The sequence below is a fragment of the Pseudoalteromonas pernae genome, from assembly GCF_039831865.1.
Taxonomy (GTDB): Bacteria; Pseudomonadota; Gammaproteobacteria; order Enterobacterales; family Alteromonadaceae; genus Pseudoalteromonas; species Pseudoalteromonas pernae.
Genome location: NZ_JBDODM010000007.1, coordinates 26,827 through 49,045, shown reverse-complemented (window position 1 = coordinate 49,045; position 22,219 = coordinate 26,827). Strand labels below are relative to the sequence as shown.

Here is a 22,219-nt window from a genome sequence, read left to right as displayed (position 1 = left end):
TAATCGCATTAATTTAATACCTCGTCCATCCAATTAAAGTAAGCCAAGTTTCCAGTTGTAACGTCAATCACCTGAATCTCTGGAACTTCATAACTATGAAGTTTCTTGATTGTTTGGATCACTTGGTTCATTTTTTCGGATTTAGTTTTAATCAGCAACTTGGTTTCTGTTGCGTTGGTTACTTCACCTTGCCATACGTAGATAGACTCTACTTCTGGAAGGATGTTCACGCACGCAGCCAGTTTCAGCTGCACCAGCTGTTCTGCCATTGTTCTAGCTTCTTCTTTATTACCGCATGTCGTGAATATCAATCGATAGTGAGTTGTCATAATGAACCTTTTAATGTGTCCTTTTTCTAACCCCCATACTAGCGGATAGCAAAGTTAAAACCTATAGAGTGTCGACAGAAGACTTGAAAAGTGACCTTGTCAGCCGCACATTTATTTCATCGACTTAAACGAGAGCCCCTATGTTTAGAGCATTATTTCTACTTTTTATCATCGTTCCAATCATTGAAATCGCATTACTAATTCAAGTCAGTGAAGTTATTGGCGGCTTTGCGACGATTGCACTTATCATCATTACAGCGATTATCGGCGCTAAGTTAGTTAAGCAACAAGGTGTAAGCGCGATGCGCGATGCGCAATTGCAAATGGCGCAAGGGCAAATGCCTGCTGAGCAAATGTTTACCGGAATTTGTGTCATTATCGCGGGTGTTTTATTACTCACACCCGGAATTGTAACTGACGTGTTCGGCTTTTTATTGTTAACACCAGCGGTGCGTAAGCGTATGTCCTCGGCTTTTGCTTCACAAGCTCAGGTACATATGACTCAAAGCGGTGGTTTCAGTGCCCATTATCACAGTTCACATACGCATCAACACAGTGCACAGCAGCATTCTGTGCACACCGAGCACAGCAAATCAAACACCACAATTGAAGGGGAGTTTGAGCGTAAAGAGTAAAAAATTTTTACTCTTTACTCTTGGGTTTTAAATCGCTCACCCCCATAAGAGAAGACAACCAAATTTAAAGACTTTTCTGTAGTTGTTCAGAAACTGTTAGGAGAACTAAACAAATGAACATTCGTCCTTTACATGATCGCGTGATCGTTAAGCGTCTAGAAGAAGAAACCAAGTCTGCTGGCGGCATCGTGCTTACCGGTTCTGCCGCAGAGAAATCTTCGCGTGGTGAAGTAGTTGCAGTGGGCAATGGCCGTGTATTGGATAACGGCGAAGTACGCGCGTTAGAAGTTAAAGCAGGTGACACCGTACTTTTCGGTTCTTACGTTGAGAAGACTGAAAAGATCGAAGGTCAAGAATACTTAATCATGCGTGAAGACAACATCCTAGGTATCGTAGGCTAATACGCCTCCCTGATGTTGACTCAAGACCCGAATTAAACAGAATTTAGAGGAAAGAATAATGGCAGCAAAAGAAGTTCGTTTTGCAAATGATGCTCGCGCTAAAATGCTTAAAGGCGTGAATGTATTAGCTGATGCAGTAAAAGTGACTTTAGGTCCTAAAGGCCGTAACGTTGTTTTAGACAAATCTTTCGGCGCACCTACAATCACTAAAGATGGTGTTTCTGTAGCGAAAGAAATCGAGCTTGAAGACAAGTTTGAAAACATGGGCGCGCAGATGGTCAAGGAAGTTGCTTCTAAAGCCAACGACGCAGCCGGTGACGGTACGACTACTGCAACAGTGCTAGCTCAAGCTATCGTAAACGAAGGCCTAAAAGCAGTAGCTGCGGGCATGAACCCAATGGATCTTAAGCGCGGTATCGACAAAGCAGTGATCGCTGCTGTTGAAGAGCTAAAAGCACTTTCTGTACCATGTTCAGACACTAAAGCAATCGCTCAGGTTGGTACTATCTCAGCAAACTCTGACTCAGAAATCGGTGACATCATTGCAGAAGCAATGGAGAAAGTAGGCCGTGAATCAGGTGTTATCACTGTTGAAGAAGGTCAATCACTTCAAAACGAACTAGACGTTGTTGAAGGTATGCAGTTTGACCGTGGTTACCTATCTCCTTACTTCATCAACAACCCAGAAAAAGGTGCGGTTGAGCTAGATAACCCACACATTCTTCTTGTTGATAAGAAAATCTCAAACATTCGTGAGCTACTACCTACGCTTGAAAGTGTTGCAAAAACAAGCAAGCCGCTACTAATCATCGCTGAAGACCTAGAAGGTGAGGCTCTTGCAACGTTGGTAGTAAACAACATGCGCGGTATCGTGAAAGTAGCAGCTGTAAAAGCGCCTGGTTTCGGTGACCGTCGTAAAGCAATGCTACAAGACATCGCAATCCTATCAGGCGGTACTGTGATTTCAGAAGAAATCGGTCTAGAGCTTGAGAAAGCTTCTGTTGAAGACCTAGGTACTGCTAAACGTGTAGTGATCACGAAAGACGACACAACAATCATCGGTGGTGCGGGTGACCAAGCTGCAATCGACGGCCGTGTTTCACAAATCAAAGCACAAATCGAAGAAGCAACTTCAGACTACGACAAAGAGAAACTACAAGAGCGTATGGCTAAACTAGCTGGCGGTGTTGCAGTAATCAAAGTTGGCGCAGCTACTGAAGTTGAAATGAAAGAGAAGAAAGACCGCGTAGAAGATGCACTACATGCAACTCGTGCTGCGGTTGAAGAAGGTGTAGTACCTGGCGGTGGTGTTGCGCTAGTACGTGTTGCTTCTAAGATTGCATCACTAACTGCTGACAACGAAGACCAGAACCACGGTATTACCGTTGCACTACGTGCGATGGAAGCGCCTCTTCGTCAAATCGTTTCTAATGCAGGTGATGAAGCATCTGTTGTTGTTAACGCAGTTAAAGCGGGCGACGGTAACTATGGTTACAACGCTGCAAACGGCGAATACAACGACATGATCGAAATGGGTATCCTAGATCCAACTAAAGTAACGCGTTCTGCTCTTCAGTTCGCTGCATCAGTTGCTGGTCTTATGATCACCACAGAAGCAATGGTTGCTGAAATTCCTAAAGAAGAAGCTGCTCCAGATATGGGCGGCATGGGCGGCATGGGTGGCATGGGCGGCATGATGTAATCATCCCCTAGCTATTTAGCTTCCAAAAAACCCAGCTTCGGCTGGGTTTTTCATATTTGACTCAAGTGATTGCGCTCGGTACAAATAAGCATAATAGATTACACTTATTAACGAATTTATTGGGCATTTTGTAATCTAAACGGTAACAGAAGGGTCTATATTAAAGCAGACTACATTTGGAGAATGTTATGAAAGCAGCCACATTATTACTTACCGCAGCCGCACTTGTTACGTCTGTGAGCTCTTATGCAGGCGAAGCAAAGATCAAATGGGGCGATTTAAAGGATTACACCGATGCTCGTCCTGCAAATGAAACAAGAAAGGGGTTCCAAGAGCGTCTAGTTAAACGCTTTGATAAGCACTTTAACTTTGAAGCGCAAAATAATCTTCCCGAGGGGTATGTGTTTAGCGCTGAGATCAAAGATTTGGATTTAGCCGGTGACGTTCGCTACGGCATGAATGAATTTCGTGTTATTGAGTCTTTGTATATCCCGCGCATTGAGTTTAGTTACCAATTGACTGACAAAGATGGGAAAGTGTTGAGCGAAGGTGATGTGAAAATCAAAGATATGGGCTTCATGGATCGCATGCGCTCAATCCATGCGGATAAAGAGTTTTACTATGACTTTCGCTTGATCAGCTCTTGGTTCCAAGACACCTTGTATCCAGAGTTGGGCATTGAACCAACTAAAACATACCGATAAATTCTAAGTTTACATGGCGCCACTGAGGCGCCATTTTAGTTATTGGCGGCTGCGTTCACGATTAACAAGTGGTAATCTGTTTCTCTGAATTTTGCCTAGTTTATTGCTTTAAGTTTGATGGCCAGAGCCCACCTTTACCCTGTAATGCTTATCGTGCTGTTTAGCCTATGGTGCATTGTTTTTTTTAATTACTTCAGTTTCGCTGATTTGGTTGCGAATTGGCGTTCTTCAGTGACGATGGCTTTTGGTTCATTTGTTGCCGGCTCTACACCTTTAGGTGGTGGTGCTGTTGCTTTTCCCGTTTTTACAAAGCTCCTAGATTACTCTGCGGTTGATGCTAAAACCTTTGCTCTGGCTATTCAAGCGGTTGGAATGAGCTTTGCTACTCTCTTTTTTGTATCTCGAAAGGTTAAAATTTATTGGTCGCTGCTTGTTAGTGTGCTGCCGTTGGCATTGTTAGGATTGGCAATTGGCTTGCATTTCAATGTGGCCAATACGCATCTCAAAGTGTTGTACACTTTTTTGCTGTTAGGCTGTGGCTACTTGCTTGTTAAAAGTATTAACGAGCAAGATGGACTTTGGCGCTCCGGCGCCGGACTCTTTATGGTGGCGTTGCTCGGTGGTGTATTGAGTGCTTTTGTTGGGGCCGGTGCTGACACCTTACTGTTCTTCTATTTAGTTCTCAGGCAGCGCGTAAGTGCAAAGGCGCTCATTCCCACAACAGTATGTTTGATGGCATTGGTATCAATAGCCGGGATTGTAAGCCTCACTTTGCTTGGGCGCTTTTCTGTTTCTAATCCTATATTCGACGCATGGTTTTTTGCAGCCCCTATTGTGGCTATTGGTGCGCCATTAGGAGCCTATGCATTAGGTAAAGTACATGAACGGGTTGTACTACGTTTTATTTATCTATTAATTATGGTGGAAGTACTCTCTACCTTGTTACTTATTGATTTTGCAGTGCAAATGAAAGCCCTATTATTAGGGCTTACCATTTTGGTGGTATTCAGTGTGCTGCGCAGCCGACGTTTAAGCGCGCACTAATTGGTTTTAAACGTTGCTAATAAAGCCAGTAAGTTCTGAAGTTTGAGAACAGTCGTTTTCAGTAATTCAGGGTCAAGTTCATCATTTTGACTCAAGGTATCAACATCAGCGGCTACATCTAATACGTAAGGTTTGAAACGCTTGGCTTCAAAACTAAATCCCGCATCTTCATTGAAAAGAGCCTGAAATTTACCATGACCATCTTTTTGCAATTGATCTAACTTTTGGTCCGCATCAAGCGCTTGTCGATAAGCCAGTTTTAAATTGTCGTTAAGTTTTTCGATAATTGAGTTCATTTTCTTCTAAAGCTTTTGAGAAGTTGGCCGATATGGTACGTGGATTCATTTAAAAAGTCAGGTAAGCGTTATGAATATATCTGGAGGCACTCTCCCTGCCATGAGTGGCAGTGGTCAAGGCGCAGAAATCTATAGCGCAGCGCTCGCCAAGAAACGTCAGCAAGCTGATGGACAGGCCGCTATTGCGCTGATTGAATCTGCTGCAAACGTAACCCGCGCGGCGCAAAGTCCAAGCGCAGGTGTTACATCAACGTTGGGTAACAACATTAATATCCACGTTTAGTAGCAGTTACGCCGTAATGAACCAATAAAAGTCCGCACTCGTTGCGGGCTTTTTTTGCTTATGGGGCTAGGTGTAAATCAATCGGCGTTTTGCTGTGCTCGCCACCAATTTCACGCACGAGTTTTGGTACTAAAAAGCCGGGAAGTGCTTTTATGATTTGCGCCATGATATCTTTAGCTTCGTCTTCATTTACTTCGAAATGAGCCGCACCTTGTACTTTGTCTAACAGATGTAAGTAGTAAGGTAAAATACCAACTTCGAAAAGCTTTTCATTGAGCGTGATCTGCGCCTCTGCGCCGTCATTCACATCGCGAAGTAATACCGCTTGATTTAATTGAGTGACATCTGCACTTTTAAGCATCGCAGTTGCCTTAGCGAATGCCTCATCAATCTCATTGCCATGGTTAATGTGATGCACAACAACTACTTGCAGGCGTGTATTATTTAATATTGTGCACAGTTGAGGGGTAATGCGCGCTGGAATCGTAACCGGTAGACGCGTGTGAATGCGCAAGCGCTTGATATTAGGTAGTGCTTCTAACTGCTCAACAAACCATGCGATGTGATCGTCATTGGCCATCAGCGGGTCGCCACCACTTAAAATGACTTCGTTTACTTCTGGCTTCGATGCGATGTAGGCGAGTTTGTCTGCCAGTGCCTTTTTATTTAACTGGTTATCGCCGTAGGGGAAGTGTCGTCTAAAGCAGTAACGGCAATTTATGGCGCACGCAGATTTAAAAACTAAGAGCACGCGAGAGCGGTATTTATGTAGTAACCCAGGCTGCTCGTTATCTTGTTCTAGCAAAGGATCTTCACTAAAACCTATGGCTTTTTCAAACTCGTGTCTTCTAGGTAAAACCTGCAATAACAAAGGGTCACGTGCGTTTCCTTTCTCCATCTTGGCAATGAAAGGGCGGGGCACTCGCAGGTTAAAAAGGGTTCGAGCTTCGCTGTCGGGAATGAATTCTTGCACTGGCAACTCGAGTAAAGTAAGTAACTCTTCTGGACGAGTGACAACATTTGCTAATTCTTTTTGCCAGTTTTTATGCAAATTTACTTCGATTCTTTGTATCATTGACAGGTTAATTACTCGAAATTGTTGATTAGAGGACAAGATGGCGAATTATAGCACCAACGAGTTTAAGGGTGGCCTTAAATTTATGATGGACGGCGAGCCTTGTAGCATCCTTGAAAATGAGGTTGTTAAGCCTGGTAAAGGTCAAGCGTTTAACCGCGTTAAAGTACGTAAGCTGATCTCAGGTAAGGTATTAGAAAAGACGTTCAAGTCAGGCGACACTGTTGAAGGCGCTGACGTAATGGACACAGATTTAGCTTACCTTTATACAGACGGTGAGTTCTGGCATTTCATGAACAATGAAACGTTTGAGCAAATCGCAGCTGACGAAAAAGCAGTGGGCGACAACGTTAAGTGGTTGGTAGAGAACGACTCGTGCACAATCACATTGTGGAACGGTAACCCTATTGCAGTTACTCCACCTAACTTTGTTGAGCTAGAAGTGACTGAAACAGATCCTGGCCTAAAAGGTGACACTGCGGGTACAGGCGGTAAGCCTGCTACTTTGAGCACAGGTGCCGTTGTTCGTGTGCCATTGTTCATCCAAATCGGTGAAGTAATCAAAGTTGATACACGATCTGGCGACTACGTTAGCCGTGTAAAATAATCGCTCAAAGCGATACAATTACTTTGTAATGATCCCAGCTCGGGTTACGCGCTGGGATTTTTTATTTGGCGACCCTGTGAAAGGAAAGAATAATGAATCATTCAGACGTGTTATGGCAGCCCAGTGCAAGCATTGAAACGCTTAAACAGCGCTCTGCAATCATACGTACTATTCGTGAGTTCTTCTTCGCACGCTCGGTGATGGAGGTAGAAACTCCGTGTCTATCACAAGCGAGTGTGACTGATGAGCACCTACATTGCTTTTCTACTCAGTTTGTAGGGCAAGGGTATGCCCAAGGTTTGCCGCTTTATCTGCAAACGTCGCCAGAATATGCCATGAAGCGCCTTTTAGCCGCAGGAAGTGGTTGTATTTATCAAATTGGCCGAGCATTTCGTAACGAAGAAAATGGTCGCCACCATAACCCCGAATTTACTATGTTGGAGTGGTACCGAGTCGGCTTTAATGAGCATGACTTAATGGATGAAATGGATGAACTGATTCAACTTGTTTTGGGGACAGAACCCGCAGAGCGTTTGACGTATCAGCAAGCGTTTATCCAACATCTTAATATTGACCCGTTGCAGGTAACGCTGGAGGAGCTTAAAGAGCTCGCTAGCGCTGAAGGTTTTGCGGATATAGCGCAGTCTGAAACAGATCGAGATGTATTACTGCAATTGTTGTTCTGCATGGTCATAGAGCCAAAAATAGGCCAAACAGTCCCTTGTTTCGTTTATAACTTTCCTGCATCACAGGCTGCACTCGCTAAATTAAATCAAGAGGACTCACGTGTTGCTGGGCGTTTCGAGTTGTACTTCAAAGGCAAAGAACTTGCGAACGGCTTTAACGAGTTGACTGATGCTAAGGAACAACGGGCGCGATTTGAAGCTGATAACGAAAAGCGTGCGCTTAAGGGGGTAGCCCCTGTAGAGTTAGATGAACACTTCCTGGCCGCACTCGATGCGGGTTTACCTGATTGCGCAGGGGTAGCGCTGGGTATTGACCGCTTGGTGATGTTAGCCTGCGAGAAGTCACACATTAAAGAAGTGCTGAGTTTTGATGTGGAAAGAGCGTAAACATGTGTGTTGTAAAAACTTATATTTAAATGGGCTAGATAGTTTTTGTAATTTACTGCAATCTGATATTGCTTTTGAAGTACAAGTGAACTTATCAATAGGCTCCACACATAAACTACTCAGTGAGTAATGACGATTACAAATTTTCACTTGTAGGCTTATTCTTTGTGTCCAAAACACCGTAAAATGGGCCTGAATTTTAGTTAAACCAAATTATAGAACTTAGTTGGCTTAGAGAGATTAGCAGTAAGTTACTTATACAGTAAGGGTATTTCATGGAGATCGTGCATCTATCAACAGTTCATCCCAGATATGACACTCGCATTTTTGTAAAAGAGTGTTCAACGTTATTTGACTCTGGTAATAGCGTAACTCTGATTTTAGCTGACGGAAAAGGCGACGATGTGCGAAATGGTGTTGTTATAAAGGATGTATGTAAAGACAGCAGCAGATTGAAAAGGGCGTCATTGAGCGCATTCCGCGTATATAAAAAAGCGGTAGAAATGAACGCTGATATATATCATTTTCATGACCCAGAATTAATATGGGTAGGGCTTCTACTTAAGTTAAAGGGGCACATAGTTATTTATGATGTGCATGAGGATGTCCCTCAACAAATTCTTAGAAAATATTGGATTCCCAAGGTAGTCGCATACCCACTATCTTTTGTTTTCTCATGTGTCGAAAGATTTGCAACTAAGTTTTTTGATGGTGTTGTGACTGTGACTCCAACATTAGTAGCGCGTTTTTCCAAACGTAATGTCGTTGAGATTTGTAATTTCCCAAAGTTAGAGGAGTTTTCAACTGCAAACCGCAAAGACAAGCTGCCAGGGTCACCAATCAAAATAGTATACGTTGGTGCGATCTCAAAAGAGCGAGGAATCATTGAGATGCTTGACGCGTTGTCTCATATAGAAAGTGATTTTGAATTCCACTTGGTAGGCCCATTTATAAGTAAAGACCTTGAGTTATCAGCTAAGAGCCATCCCAATTGGAAGGCCGTGAAATTCTATGGCTGGCAGGGGCGGGAAGAAATCAGTGAGCTTCTGTCAACTACGGATATCGGGTTGGTAGTATTGCAACCAACGGGCGACTACGAAAAAGCCTATCCGGTAAAATTATTTGAATACCTCGCAAGTGGAAATGCGGTTATTGCGTCTAAGTTCCCATTATGGGAGGAGTTGGTCGACAAGGCTAAAGGGGGAGTGTGTGTAAACCCTCAAAATCCACTAGAGATAGCGAGAGCGATTGATGATTTAGCAAATGATTCGGGTGCGCTACGAAGTATGCAAAAGTCTGGCCCAGTTAATGTAGCAAAATATTTTAGCTGGGATGGTGAAGCTAAAAAACTTATAATGTTTTATAAATCGATTTTTAAAGATATTGAGCTAGGGAATAAAGAATGACAACTTTAAACAAGTTGCTTAATGATATTAAGAACAAAGAGGTAACAATAGGAATTGTTGGGTTAGGTTACGTTGGGTTACCTCTGCTGCTTCGTTACTCAGACATCGGTTTTAAGTTAATCGGTATTGATGTAGACCAAGGAAAGGTCGATAAGCTCAATAATGGGCAAAGTTATATTGAGCATATTCCTTCTAACGCAATCGAAAAGGCCGTAGCTAAAGGTTGTATTGCAACTACAGACTTCTCAAAAGCTAGTGAATGTGATGCACTTATACTTTGTGTGCCAACACCTCTGAACAAATATAGAGAACCAGATCTTAGTTATGTTATTAACACAACTGAAGCTTTACAACCCTACTTCAGAGAAGGACAAGTTTTATCACTAGAGAGTACAACCTACCCAGGAACCACTGAAGAGGAATTATTACCTCGTGTTCAACAAAGAGGATTTGAAGTTGGTACTAACTTCTTTTTAATTTACTCGCCAGAAAGGGAAGATCCAGGTAACCCTAACTTTGAGACTCGAACAATTCCTAAAGTGTGTGGTGGATATACCTCAGCCTGTACTGAAGTCGGTGTCGCACTATATTCTCAGGCTATAGACAAGGTTGTGGCTGTTAGTTCAACGCGCGCTGCAGAAATGACTAAACTCTTGGAGAATATTCATCGAGCTGTGAACATCGGCCTAGTAAATGAAATGAAAATAGTTGCCGATCGAATGGATATCGACATTTTTGAAGTAGTTGATGCAGCTGCTACCAAACCTTTTGGTTTTACGCCGTATTATCCTGGCCCTGGCCTCGGTGGCCATTGTATTCCAATAGACCCATTTTATCTTACTTGGAAAGCGCGAGAGTATGGCCTCCATACTCGCTTCATCGAATTATCTGGTGAGGTGAATCAAGCAATGCCTGAATATGTGTTAGGAAAGCTCATGGATGCTCTGAACGATCAAGGCAAGGCTTTGAAAAATAGTCGAGTGCTCGTTTTAGGTATTGCGTATAAGAAAAACGTTGATGATATGCGGGAGTCACCATCTGTTGAGATCATGGAAATGTTGGAGTCTAAAGGCGCTATTGTTTCATACAGCGATCCTCACGTACCGACTTTCCCAAAAATGAGAGAGCACCAATTTGAGTTGGATTCAGTTGAGCTTAGTGCTGAATCTTTGAAAGATTTCGACGCAGTAGTACTCACTACTGATCACGATAAGTTTGACTATCAATTGATCTTAGAAAACGCTGCCTTAATTGTTGACACCCGCGGAAAATATCGTGCAGTTAACGACAAAGTTATCAAGGCATAAGAGGTTAATTTGAAAAAGTTTGCACTGATAGGGGCGGCGGGCTATATAGCTCCTCGTCACTTACGAGCTATTAAAGATACTAACAATGACCTTGTAGTAGCGATGGATATTAATGACTCTGTCGGGATCATGGATAGTCATTTTCCCGATGCTGAATTTTTCACGGAGTTTGAAGACTTCACTGCATTTGTTGAAGACCAAGAAATGCAAGGCAATAAGCTTGATTATATCGCAATATGCAGCCCAAATTACCTCCATACGCCACACATGAAATATGCTCTAAAAAATGGCATTAATGTTATCTGCGAAAAGCCGCTAGTGCTTGAATCAAGTGATATGGATGTTTTAAAAGGATATGAAGAAAAGTACGGTGCAAAAGTAAATTCAATTTTGCAGCTACGTCTCCATCCTTCCATAATCGCGCTAAAAGAGAAGGTTGAGTCAGCGCCGGCAGATCATATTTTTGATGTTGAACTCACCTATATGACTTCTCGTGGTAAGTGGTATATGAAGTCTTGGAAGGGCTTTGACCATAAATCAGGTGGTGTGGCTACCAACATAGGTGTGCATTTTTACGATATGCTGCACTTTGTATTCGGTGAACTTCAACATAATGAAGTGCATTATCGTGATGAAAAAACCGCTAGTGGTTATCTTCAATATAAGCGTGCGCGTGTAAGCTGGTTCCTGTCGATAGATGCTAATAATTTGCCAGAAAATGCCGTTCAAGGTGAAAAACTGACTTACCGTAGTATCACGATTGGTGATGAAGAGCTTGAGTTTTCAGGGGGCTTTACCGATTTACATACGCAAAGTTACCAGCACATTCTTGCCGGCAATGGCTTTGGTATTGACGAGAATCGTGTTGCTATAGATACCGTTGAAAAAATTCGTGTAATGCCAATTTCTGAAGCGGGTAATAAAGCACACCGGTTGCTGCATAAGGTACTATAAAATGGCTGCAGATTATCAGGTTCATGAAAGCGCGATCGTAGATGACGGAGCGCAAATTGGTTCCGGTACCCGCGTTTGGCATTTTGTCCATATATGTGGCGGAGCCAGAATTGGCTCAGGTTGTTCCTTGGGACAAAATGTCTTTGTGGGGAATAAAGTCACTATAGGCAACAATGTAAAGGTCCAAAATAATGTGTCGGTCTATGATAATGTCCATCTAGAAGACGATGTTTTTTGCGGACCCAGTGCAGTCTTCACTAATGTATATAACCCTCGCTCATTTATTGAAAGAAAAACTGAGTACCGAGATACCATCGTAAAGAGGGGGGCAACGCTAGGAGCAAACTGCACGATAGTGTGTGGGGTAACTATTGGTGAATTTGCGCTTGTTGGTGCAGGTGCAGTTATTAATCGAGATGTCAAAGCTTTTGCTCTAATGGTTGGGGTACCTGCTAAGCAAATCGGTTGGATTAGTAAATACGGTGAACAACTAGATTTACCAATAGAAGGAAACGCCGAAGTGCGATGCCCTCATACGGGCGACCTATATCAGTTATCCGCTTCCCAATTAGTTTTAATTGAAGAATAAACATATGCAGTTCATTGATTTACAAGCACAGTATCAACACCTAAAGAGTAAGATAGACAAACGAATTTCAGATGTGTTGGAACACGGTCAATACATTATGGGTCCCGAAGTAGCTGAACTTGAACGGGAATTAGCTGCTTATGTTGGTGTAAAACATGCGGTAACATGTGCAAATGGCACAGATGCTCTAACTCTAGCTTTAATGGTTCTTGATGTTCAAGAAGGTGATGCGGTTTTCTGCCCGACATTTACATTCTTTGCAACTGCCGAAGTCATTGCATTCGCGGGAGCAACCCCTGTCTTCGTAGAGTCTAATGAAAGCACATTTAATATTTGCCCGCTAGATTTAGAGAAACAGATACAAAAAGTTAGAGAGGAAGGTAGGTTAACTCCAAAAGCCATCATCTCAGTTGATTTGTTCGGGTTACCAGCTAATTACCCTGAGCTCCAAAAAATTGCTAAAAAATATGACCTGAAATTAATAGAAGATGCTGCACAAGGGTTTGGCGGTGAGATAGAAAGTCAACGAGCAGGCAGTTTTGGGGACTTGGCAACTACAAGCTTTTTCCCAGCGAAACCGCTGGGGTGCTATGGCGATGGCGGGGCAATCTTTACCGATAATGATGAATATGCTGAATTACTTAGATCATATCGAGTTCATGGTAAAGGGGTCGATAAATACGACAATGTCCGTATCGGTATGAATAGCCGCTTAGATACAATACAAGCAGCCATATTGCTTGAAAAGCTCGCTGAGTTTCCTTCTGAGTTACAAAAACGTAATAAGATAGCAGACCAATATGAAACTGAGCTAGCGGATAGGTTTATAACTCCAAGAGTACCTGAAGGTTACTTGAGCTCTTGGGCGCAATACACGCTGCGATCTGAAAATCGTGATGAAGTGATGGCTGAGTATAAGAGTCAGGGTGTTCCAACAATGATTTACTATGGTACATGTATGCACCAACAAACCGCGTTTAGTTACCTAGGCTACAAAGAAGGTGACTTTCCTGTTGCAGAAAAACTTGCGAAGACTGTCTTTAGTTTACCGATGCATCCATATATGTAATTCGCTCCCCTGCAATGTAAATAAATATGAGGGAGGTTGTGCGGTTAAACTTTACTTGCTCACCTTAATCTCACATTTAGTTATTTGCTACTGCTTTTTTTTGGGTGATTGTCGAACACCGCTTGACGCTATGCGTCAAGCGCCTCTTCATCACAAATTATTTCATCTAGCTATTTCGATTCAGCGTTATCGTCAACGGTTGTATCAGTGCAATGCTTTAAGAATAACTTCATTACATGGTCGACCCCCTCAGGTGTTACCTCACGTAAATCCTCTTTAAAGTAAGCACCCTTATTGAAGCTTCCGGTAATGATTTCATATGATGGAAAGTAGCTAACATCATCAAGCTCTCTACAAACTTCTTCCGCCGAAGCTCTAAGCACTGATTTACTGTAGGTATTCGAGACCAAGACATGCCGATCCTCATAAGTTGCCATTAGAGGAACCGGTGAGACTGTTAACAATACCCTTGCTGTGGGGTTAACACGCTTTAATTTAGCGACAAAATCCTTTAAGGCACTGCTTACTTGTGTTGATGTATAGTTGACAAAGCGATATTGCGATTTATCAAAGTCCCCGGCAACCACACCTGGAGCGAGAGGTATCACAGCACCATCTTCAATATGTTCCCAAGCCTCTGTGAGGCCAAGAGTAAAAATGAATACATCAGTGTTTTCGAACATAGTTCTCACAGCATCTAAATGGTGACGCTGATCAATGAGAAGTGTTTCTATGTCTGTATAAGCATCGAAGCTAATTTGTGGTCTAAATGGGTCTACATACTGACCATCACTTCTAAGCCATGCCTTTAAGGTCGGTTTAAAATATCCAAACGCTCTATCGAATAGTTGCAGTAGCTGTTTAGTTGTATATATGTTGCCGTAGCGAGCAGAAAAGACCCCATAGTTTTCGTTTTTAATATCAAGTTCTGACATTTCCTTTGGGGGAGTCTCTGTCACGAAGTAGTTAAACCCGCTATTGGCGAGGCGTTTTGCAATATGTTGTGCAAAACAACTTCCGGCAGTAGCGATTTTATCACTTGCCTGTAAAGTGACTGGAGCCTTGACTACAGGATCAATATTTTCTATTGGAATGTTTGGAATTGACCTTTTCCAAAAACTATATGCCTCTTTCGCCTTGTATGGATGCTCTGAATGTTTATTTGCATTTGCTAAATGAGAGTTAAATAGTTCATAGGTGTTTTTTACATAGCTTTCGGTAAATCTGGGGCCAGTTAGTCTTTCCGGACCTATTTGTTCGTAGAGTTTGAATGAGGCTTCCACGAAACTCTGCAGGTCAAACATTAGCTCTCCCGTTTTTGCAGCTAGTGCCTTGTTTGCTTTGAATATATAACTACCGGATTGACTTAATTGTTCCGCTATTGCAGGGTAGACAGGAAATATTGCGCTGTCTTTAAATGGGTCAAGCATGTAGTCAGAAGCAGAAAAAGTATTATATTCAAGGCTAGTATCATGAAGCAGTTTTTCAGCGATACTATCGATAAGCTCAATGTCAGGGTGGTTTATAGTATGCATCATCTTACTTTTAGAAAATACACTTTCTAGTGAACCATTCATTGTGACGCCAAAGTCATTTAGCTTTTTTCTAAGTTATTAAGCTCCCTGTAAAAGAAATCGAAATACCCTAAGCCACTGAATACAGCTTTGGTAAATAACTTACAAGTGTCTTCTACCGTAAAAGAGAGTTTAAATGCTAATGCAATTATTGCAGAGTGGTAGTCGCCGATAGGAGATTTAATCTTTCCTTTATCTAAATATATGCAATCAGGATGATAGCCTGTGAAGTTGATACTAGGGAATAATGTCACATTGCATTTTTTTGATAACTGTGTGCGACCCAATTCACCATAGACAGAATCTTCCAGAGGCATAGAAAATGTGTGGTTTGATTCATCTATTAGTTTTAAGTGGTTCGCACGTAATTGTTGATCCTTCAATTCTTGAACATGTAGTTTTGTTACAGTGCCTTCCTTTAACTTCAATGACAATACATCAGCAAGGAGCATGGCTTGGCAGTTTCCAATGACGACGATTTTCACTTGTTTATTCCTGATAAGTGTTGATAAAAATAGTGCTTAATCAGCTACCAAACATATGATGAAAAGAGCTAGGTACAGCTATTTATCCGACAGATAATTGGGTTTTGGCAACTGATTAATACCAATTAGCTTGATTAGTTGATTTATTTTGAGGCAAGAAAACCTTATCGATAGCAATGGAAAATATCGTTACTTATTTGCTCTAAATAAGAATCTTTTAACAAAACTTTCGTTATGTTTATCCCTTAAATTGACTAAGTATTATTGCTGATTGGTATAGAGCACAAAGATAACAGACTCACTGCTAAATGCACTAGATGATTCTAAGAATAGAAAGTAAGGAGCGTACATCAGTTAGGTAAGGGAAATTTTGATAGCTTAAATTCGGTTGAGTCGCAACTGTGTATTGGGAGTACGTATAGAATAAGAGCTGAATAACCATTATTTAGCAGCTTATTCAATTTAAGATGAGGTTTTGAAAGAGTAGCGGAATAAAAAATGGGGCGACTGACGAGACTTGAACTCGCGACAACCGGAATCACAATCCAGGGCTCTACCAACTGAGCTACAGCCGCCATAAAGAAGTGCACATCGCTTAATGTGTGGCGCGCATAATACATAGTTTCATTTGCGTTGTGAAGAGAAAATTACATAGTTTTTTTGCAATTGCTCTAAATTAGGCCTTTTTGTGCTGACTTTGTGCAAACCATCTCTAGATTCTGCTAACTTTACTAGCTGAATAAGGTCAGTGCTGGAACTTAGTCAGCTTATTCAGTTGCGATTTATCAAAAAACTGAGAGAATATTATATTGGGTACAGCAATGCATGGGAATGATTGCATTAGTTGCCACATTATATAGCAAATCGTAGGAGTGCTAATGGAAACAATAACAAACTGGATCTCGGATAATTCTGAGCTATTAACTCATTATGCTGTGCAAGTCGTGCTAGCGATAGTCGTCTTTTTTGTGGGCTTGCGCATCGCAAAGTGGTGTAGCAACTTAACTGAAAAAGCATTTGCTAAACGCAAAGTCGATAAAGCGGTTGGTTCGTTTTGCGGTAACATCATTTATGCCTTGGTTTTCATTGGCACGTTATTGATGGCGCTGTCGCAAGTCGGCGTTGAAACCACCTCATTTATTGCAATTTTAGGTGCGGCTGGTTTAGCCGTAGGCTTAGCACTTCAGGGCTCATTATCAAACTTTGCTTCTGGTGTACTAATAATCATTCTTCGTCCATTCAAATCAGGCGACTACATAGAAGCAGGTGGCAAAGCAGGCTCTGTGCGTAAAATTGAGATCTTCTCAACGGAAATGAACACGCCGGATAACAAAATCATCGTTATGCCAAACTCGGCTATTATGTCTGGCGCTATTGTTAATTATTCACGCGAAAAGACCCGTCGAATCGATCTGGTAATTGGTGTAAGCTATGACGCAGATTTGAAGAAGGCTAAACGCGTGCTTAAGTCTGTACTAGACGCTGAAAGTCGTCTTTTAAAGGATCCTGCATATACAGTAGCTGTAAGTGAGCTAGCTGACTCAAGTGTTAACTTTGTGGTGCGCCCATGGGTTAAGACTGAGGACTACTGGCCTACGTATTTCGATCTAATGGAAAACATTAAGATCGCTCTAGACGAAAACGATGTGGGCATTCCTTATCCTCAAATGGACGTGCATTTGCACAAAGCAGACGAATAATCAGGGGTTAATCGTTAATATGAAATTGAAGTCCTTGGCTATGTTAGTTGCAGCACTTGCTGCAACTAATGTGGTAGCAGAAGAGAAAAAGACCTGGGAAGCGAATGCGGAGCTAGGTGCCATTATTACCAGTGGTAATACAGAAACAACCACCTTCAAAGGGGCTGTTACTGTGAAGCACAACCTTGAAAAGTGGAATAACGAGTACAAGCTAAGTGGCCTGTACAAAGAAGACGAAGTTGAGCAGGATAATGGTGTAAAAACCACTGAACGCACCAACGAAAGGTACTTCGGTTCTGCTCAAGGGAACTACAAGCTTAACGAGAAAAATGCTCACCTATTCGTGTATGGCTCATACCTGAGTGACTACTTTGGCGCATACCGAGACGAAGCAGTTGCTTCTGCTGGTTACGGTCTACGCTTTATCGATACCGAAACTATGGTGCTAAATGCGGAAATCGGTCCTGGTTACAAGTACTTCAAGTATCCAAACGATAGCACTGAGATGGGTGAGGATGGAGAGTCACTCGCTGGTGAGTGGGAAGGTGAAGTTATTGCACTCGCTAAAGCAGATTATACTTGGCAAATTTCAGAAGGTGCCAAGTTTACTCAACTGCTAGCGGTTGAATACGGCGATACTAACACTAAAACGCGCTCAGAAACTGCATTGCTAACCAAAATCAACGGCTCTTTGCAGATGAAGGTAGGTTTCAATGTTACGCACAACTCTGACGTTGCTGATGACAAAGACAACACCGATACAGAGACTGCGCTGACCTTGGTTTATAACTTCTAACCAAACGATTTTAAAAAGCCTCTTTTAGAGGCTTTTATCTTTTTCGGCAAGCAATAAGGCTTTTTCAAATTTTGCAAATAACAGGTCGCGTGAATAGCGCTTGTGAGCTAAGTCAGAAGAGCTTTGCTTAGCCTTACGAACAGTCTCCGCATTATGTAAAAACTCAAATATTACCTTCGCTGACTCTTGGTAATTGTCACTTGTTACCACCCCACATTGCTCTTGGTTAATGAGTTCAGCTTGCCAACCACCGTGATTTACAGCTATTGGCTTACCGGCTGCCATAGCATCGAACAGTTTATTCGCCGAATTTTTCCAAGTTTCTTGTATCCCTCCAACTAAACTAAAACATAGATCTGCGCGCTGATATAAGTGCACAACTTTGTCTTTAGATACGGGGTCGAGAATGAAGAAGTTTTTCTTATAAACGTCGAGCTCTTTCGCTAACTTTATGACGTCTGGCTTACACATTCCGGAGCCTATTGCCACAAAACAGAGCTCTGGATAATTTTTGGCTGCATGTGCTAAATGAGCAAAGTAGTCAACTCGGTTTACAAGGCCAAACGTGCCAGCGTAAAGGATGAGCTTTCTGTCATTGAGAAAGCTAAGCATAGCATCACTGTCTGTATCAGCTGCAGGAACATTTGAGAACAACTCGGTATCGCAGGAGTTGGGGATGACATGGATTTTGGTTGTATCATATCCGTATTTCGCGACGCCTTTGCCCATATCATCCGACAAAGCAATCACCTGTGAAGCGTTCTTATAGGTCCATTTTTCAAATGTATTTAACGCTTTAATCAGGAGTTTATTTTTGATAACACCCATGGCGATGGGTACTTCTGGCCATAAGTCCCTCACTTCGAACACAAACGGCACTTTTTTAAACTTTTTGTAAATGAGAGCTGGGATAGCGATAGTTAAAGGAGTGCTTGTTGCAAATACGAGATCTGCCCCTATTTTCATTGCCTTACGAGTAGAAGCCCACGAAAAACTGAGGAATTTTTGAATTCGTTTCGCAAAGCTATCGTTATTTGAGTAAGGAAGGTGATAAATGTGAAGTTCGATGCCATCTATTTCGCGTTCGTTCCAACCCGCTTCGAAAGTATCAAATTGTTCGAGAAATGCAGATGAAGTGATCAGTGTCACCCGGTGCCCCTTTGCAACAAGCCTTTTGGCCATTTCATAAGAGCGTGTACCACCATTACATTTGGGGGTTGCGAAGTATTGATGTAGGTATATCAGATGCATGCATATTTCCATTTTTTTTAGCAACCGCATTATACGAGTAGCCCAAGTGAGGTGCAAAGCTAACCACAAATTGTTTCACTATAGTATCAACATCCGATACAATCGACCGTCGTCTTTATGGGCATCAAAGGAGATAGTTTTGCTTCGGAACATTTTAATATTAATAACTTTTATTTTTAGCTTAACAGCAATGAATGTGGAAGCTGCGCCTAATATTTCACCTTCGCAGTTAGAAATGTTTAAAAAGCTCCCTAAAGCCCAACAAGAAGCATTGGCCAAAAGGTATGGCATTGATTTAAATATGCTAAACAATCAGCAAGCGGATAATGCTAGCCAATCAACAACAAATGAATATCAACCATACCAACTTGAAGAAGAAGAAACGGTTTCCCCTTTTCCTGAAGATGAATTCTTCCAGCCAGAAGACAATCAATTAGCACGTTTCGGTGAGAACTTTTTTGAAACGGACAGCTTCAATTATGCTAACCCGTCCGCTCAATCTGCTCCTTTGGACTATGTAGTAAGTGTAGGTGATACTTTACAAGTAACTTTGTATGGGAATGAAACGGAGCAGTTTGAAGTAACTGTAAACTCTGACGGTCTTATCATTGTCCCAGGGTTGTCTCCGCTAAGTGTAGTTGGCTTATCCCTACAGGAAGTAAAGCAACTTGTTTCTGACGTGGTTGGTAAAGAAGTTATTGGTCAAAACGCTTTGGTTTCCATATCTAACTTGCAGCCAATTAAGGTCTTTGTTACTGGGGAAGTTATTAAGCCTGGCCCGTATGTTTTACCTCCACTTTCTACTGCCACGACAGCAATCAGTTTTGCTGGTGGTATCAGTGAGGTAGGTGGTTACCGTAATATCCAAGTAAAACGAAGCGGTAACGCTATAGCAACGTTTGATTTGTATGATTTACTGGTTGAAGGCTCAAGCGTTGGTGATGCCACTCTAAAAACAGGGGATGTAGTGCTCGTCCCTACCGCTAACAAAGTAGTCTCAATAGACGGTGCTGTAAGACGTCCTGGAATTTATGAACTTGCTCCAAACGAAACATTGACTCATTTAGTGAAGCTGGCTGGCGGAGTAAACACTGAGGCGTATGTTGAACGAGTATCCCTAGAAACATTTTCTGCTTCGCAGTCGAAGCAAGTATTGGGGATTAATCTAAAAGATAAACAAGCCATTTCACTTAGTGATGGCGATAAGGTTTTTATACCTAAAAAGCCCTCTGAAGCGAAAGACACTGTTTACCTCCTTGGTGCAGTGAATCGCCCTGGCGAATATCAATGGTATAAGGGGCTCAAGCTCTCTGAGGTGGTGGCTAATTTAGATATCGATTTGTTGCCGATAACTGATTTGAGCTATGCACTTATCATTTCAGAGAACGACAAAGCACAAATAACTGTAAAGCAGTTTATACCTACAGAGATTTACAACAAAGATGTAGAGCTTGCAAAAGGGGATCAAGTTGTCTTCTTCAGTCGTTATGAACTCAGAAGTCAGGAACAAGAGCAGCTACGCCGTTATGCTTATACCGAGCAAGAGCTTATTGAAGAGATAAATAGATTAGACTGGGCAAGTTTTCAGCAAAAACGGTTCGAACAGTACATAGCTGATGAAGGAACATTTGAAGATGACTTGGCTAAAGCGCAGCAAGCAAAGAAACGTGCAAAAGAATCATTTCAGTTTAGCGTGTCAAATGAATTTCCAATATACCTAACAAGTTTAGTTGCAGAAACTGAAGAGCTTTCTAAAGAAGAAGTGGAAGCTAAAATAAATAAAAATGTTTCTACTTTTAGTAGAAGCAGGATGTTATCTCCAATTCTTAAGCTACTAGCCAAGCAACACCACTTTGGTAATGTAGCGCAGATTGTTGAAGTGTCGGGGAATGTCAAATACCCGGGACTATACCCTATTTCTGCAGATACACAGGTGAAAGACATAATCTACGCTGCGGGTGGGATTCTTGAAGGAACCTATATGACACATGCCGAAGTGACGCGTTTAGTTGAGGCGCAAGGTGTGGATGTTGAGAATATCAGCTTTTCTTTGGCCGGGGCGTTGCAGGGCACAAAAGAGGATAATATAAATCTCAGGGGGCGTGATTACATTAACGTGTTTAAATCCCCCAACTGGAAAGAAAATCAGGTTGTGGAGCTAATTGGTGAAGTATTACTGCCTGGCCGCTACACAATCAAGCGAGGCGAAACACTTAAAAGTGTGATTGAGCGTGCTGGTGGCTTTACAGAACAAGCTGACCCTTCTGCTGCGGTGTTTACGAGAGAGTCACTTAAGGAGCAAGAAGAGAAGTATCTCAAAGATCTCTCAGAGTCATTGAAACAGGAAATTTTAACAAACAATCTAAATTCCAGTGATAGCATTCTTTCTAATGGTGCGGATGGAATTGGCGAGTTAATTGACCAACTCTCCGAAACAGAAGCTGTGGGCCGTTTGATCATCGATCTGGATGAAGTGATTGCAGGTAGTTCAAACTTAGTGCTCGAAAACAAGGATAAGCTGTATATACCCACACAAAGGCAGTCGGTTAACGTGATAGGTGAAGTCTATGTTGCAACCTCTCACTTGTTCAAGAATGACCTAGATATTAGTGATTATATAAATCTTAGCGGTGGCTACAAAGACAAAGCTGCGATGGAGAAGGTCTATGTTATCAAAGCTAATGGTAAGGTCATTGTGCCCGAGGCAAGCTCATCATGGTTTGCTGTTAACACTCAGCGGTCGAATATTGAGCCGGGTGATACCATCGTTGTACCGCTCGATAGTACATACAAAGACAACCTGACTCTGTGGACTCAAGTTACACAAATTATTTATCAGCTGGGTGTAGCTGTGGCTGCGGTTGGTTCACTGTAAGCTGATGTATAGATTTGACTAGAAAAAGTCAGTGGGCTCGGTAGGGGAACGTCAAAAATTGATA

At 42.1% G+C, this 22,219-nt stretch carries 22 protein-coding genes and 1 tRNA gene; 16 read left to right on the top strand and 7 right to left on the bottom strand.

Translation table 11 applies throughout. From position 1 onward, the window contains the following. Positions 1-8 precede the first annotated feature (8 nt). Entirely contained in the window at positions 9-329 is a 321-nt protein-coding gene (gene cutA / locus V1358_RS15305) for a divalent-cation tolerance protein CutA (protein ID WP_347390245.1), read from the bottom strand. Positions 330-469: 140 nt separating this feature from the next. Here cutA and V1358_RS15300 point away from each other — a divergent pair, with 140 nt between their 5' ends. The 5 genes from V1358_RS15300 to V1358_RS15280 all read left to right on the top strand — a co-directional run bounded on the left by V1358_RS15300 (position 470) and on the right by V1358_RS15280 (position 4,815). Continuing rightward, entirely contained in the window at positions 470-964 is a 495-nt protein-coding gene (locus V1358_RS15300) for an FxsA family protein (RefSeq protein WP_347390246.1), read from the top strand. Between the two features lie 113 nt (positions 965-1,077). Then, complete coding sequence (locus V1358_RS15295) at positions 1,078-1,365, top strand: co-chaperone GroES (protein WP_105188484.1); 288 nt, start codon at positions 1,078-1,080, stop codon at positions 1,363-1,365. A 58-nt stretch (positions 1,366-1,423) separates the two neighbouring features. Continuing rightward, a complete protein-coding gene (gene groL, locus V1358_RS15290; protein ID WP_347390247.1) occupies positions 1,424-3,067 on the top strand; it encodes a chaperonin GroEL in 1,644 nt (547 codons plus the stop codon). Positions 3,068-3,255: 188 nt separating this feature from the next. Next, positions 3,256-3,771: a DUF3016 domain-containing protein gene (locus tag V1358_RS15285; RefSeq protein WP_347390248.1), complete on the top strand. Its 516-nt coding sequence runs from the start codon at positions 3,256-3,258 to the stop codon at positions 3,769-3,771. A gap of 237 nt (positions 3,772-4,008) precedes the next feature. Beyond that, a complete protein-coding gene (locus V1358_RS15280; RefSeq protein WP_347394189.1) occupies positions 4,009-4,815 on the top strand; it encodes a TSUP family transporter in 807 nt (268 codons plus the stop codon). On the opposite strand, the gene V1358_RS15275 is transcribed toward V1358_RS15280, so the two are convergent. Further along, the gene (locus V1358_RS15275; protein WP_347394105.1) at positions 4,812-5,111 is read right to left on the bottom strand and encodes a prephenate dehydrogenase; all 300 of its coding nucleotides are present in this window, start codon (positions 5,109-5,111) and stop codon (positions 4,812-4,814) included. The two genes, V1358_RS15280 and V1358_RS15275, sit on opposite strands and share 4 nt — an antisense overlap. A 70-nt stretch (positions 5,112-5,181) precedes the next feature. Here V1358_RS15275 and V1358_RS15270 point away from each other — a divergent pair, with 70 nt between their 5' ends. Next, positions 5,182-5,394 carry a hypothetical protein gene (locus V1358_RS15270; RefSeq protein ID WP_347390251.1) on the top strand — a complete coding sequence of 71 codons (213 nt, stop codon included), beginning with the start codon at positions 5,182-5,184 and terminating at the stop codon, positions 5,392-5,394. A 58-nt stretch (positions 5,395-5,452) separates the two neighbouring features. Here V1358_RS15270 and epmB read toward each other — a convergent pair whose 3' ends face one another. Then, positions 5,453-6,469: an EF-P beta-lysylation protein EpmB gene (gene epmB / locus V1358_RS15265; RefSeq protein WP_347394104.1), complete on the bottom strand. Its 1,017-nt coding sequence runs from the start codon at positions 6,467-6,469 to the stop codon at positions 5,453-5,455. Between the two features lie 40 nt (positions 6,470-6,509). Between epmB and efp the strand changes: the two genes are divergently transcribed. From efp to V1358_RS15230, 7 genes are all read left to right on the top strand, one after another. Then, positions 6,510-7,076, top strand: coding sequence for an elongation factor P (efp, locus tag V1358_RS15260; RefSeq protein WP_347390253.1), 567 nt, complete (start codon positions 6,510-6,512; stop codon positions 7,074-7,076). 92 nt (positions 7,077-7,168) lie between these two features. Beyond that, a complete protein-coding gene (gene epmA, locus V1358_RS15255) occupies positions 7,169-8,149 on the top strand; it encodes an elongation factor P--(R)-beta-lysine ligase (protein ID WP_347394103.1) in 981 nt (326 codons plus the stop codon). A 275-nt stretch (positions 8,150-8,424) separates the two neighbouring features. Then, positions 8,425-9,555, top strand: coding sequence for a glycosyltransferase family 4 protein (locus tag V1358_RS15250; protein WP_347394102.1), 1,131 nt, complete (start codon positions 8,425-8,427; stop codon positions 9,553-9,555). Further along, positions 9,552-10,862, top strand: coding sequence for a nucleotide sugar dehydrogenase (locus V1358_RS15245; protein ID WP_347394101.1), 1,311 nt, complete (start codon positions 9,552-9,554; stop codon positions 10,860-10,862). Before V1358_RS15250 ends, V1358_RS15245 begins: the two co-directional genes overlap by 4 nt. 9 nt (positions 10,863-10,871) lie before the next feature. Continuing rightward, the gene (locus tag V1358_RS15240) at positions 10,872-11,816 is read left to right on the top strand and encodes a Gfo/Idh/MocA family oxidoreductase (protein WP_347394100.1); all 945 of its coding nucleotides are present in this window, start codon (positions 10,872-10,874) and stop codon (positions 11,814-11,816) included. Position 11,817: 1 nt separating this feature from the next. Further along, positions 11,818-12,405, top strand: coding sequence for an N-acetyltransferase (locus V1358_RS15235; RefSeq protein WP_347394099.1), 588 nt, complete (start codon positions 11,818-11,820; stop codon positions 12,403-12,405). Positions 12,406-12,409: 4 nt separating this feature from the next. Continuing rightward, positions 12,410-13,474 (top strand): DegT/DnrJ/EryC1/StrS family aminotransferase, encoded by a 1,065-nt coding sequence (locus V1358_RS15230; protein ID WP_347394098.1) that lies wholly within the window; start codon positions 12,410-12,412, stop codon positions 13,472-13,474. A gap of 170 nt (positions 13,475-13,644) precedes the next feature. On the opposite strand, the gene V1358_RS15225 is transcribed toward V1358_RS15230, so the two are convergent. From V1358_RS15225 to V1358_RS15215, 3 genes are all read right to left on the bottom strand, one after another. Beyond that, the gene (locus V1358_RS15225; RefSeq protein ID WP_347394097.1) at positions 13,645-15,051 is read right to left on the bottom strand and encodes a GSCFA domain-containing protein; all 1,407 of its coding nucleotides are present in this window, start codon (positions 15,049-15,051) and stop codon (positions 13,645-13,647) included. Between the two features lie 17 nt (positions 15,052-15,068). Next, positions 15,069-15,533, bottom strand: a complete 465-nt coding sequence (locus V1358_RS15220; RefSeq protein WP_347394096.1) for a WcbI family polysaccharide biosynthesis putative acetyltransferase — start codon at positions 15,531-15,533, stop codon at positions 15,069-15,071. A 499-nt stretch (positions 15,534-16,032) separates the two neighbouring features. Beyond that, positions 16,033-16,108, bottom strand: a tRNA-His gene (locus tag V1358_RS15215). 303 nt (positions 16,109-16,411) lie between these two features. Here V1358_RS15215 and V1358_RS15210 point away from each other — a divergent pair. Both V1358_RS15210 and V1358_RS15205 read left to right on the top strand, forming a co-directional pair. Continuing rightward, complete coding sequence (locus V1358_RS15210; protein ID WP_347394095.1) at positions 16,412-17,233, top strand: mechanosensitive ion channel domain-containing protein; 822 nt, start codon at positions 16,412-16,414, stop codon at positions 17,231-17,233. Positions 17,234-17,252: 19 nt separating this feature from the next. Further along, positions 17,253-18,029, top strand: coding sequence for a DUF481 domain-containing protein (locus V1358_RS15205; protein WP_347394094.1), 777 nt, complete (start codon positions 17,253-17,255; stop codon positions 18,027-18,029). A gap of 24 nt (positions 18,030-18,053) precedes the next feature. On the opposite strand, the gene V1358_RS15200 is transcribed toward V1358_RS15205, so the two are convergent. Next, positions 18,054-19,280: a glycosyltransferase family 4 protein gene (locus tag V1358_RS15200; RefSeq protein ID WP_347394093.1), complete on the bottom strand. Its 1,227-nt coding sequence runs from the start codon at positions 19,278-19,280 to the stop codon at positions 18,054-18,056. On the opposite strand from V1358_RS15200, the gene V1358_RS15195 reads away from it, so the two are divergent. Beyond that, positions 19,279-22,155 (top strand): SLBB domain-containing protein, encoded by a 2,877-nt coding sequence (locus tag V1358_RS15195; RefSeq protein WP_347394092.1) that lies wholly within the window; start codon positions 19,279-19,281, stop codon positions 22,153-22,155. The two genes, V1358_RS15200 and V1358_RS15195, sit on opposite strands and share 2 nt — an antisense overlap. The last annotated feature ends 64 nt before the right edge of the window (positions 22,156-22,219 follow it).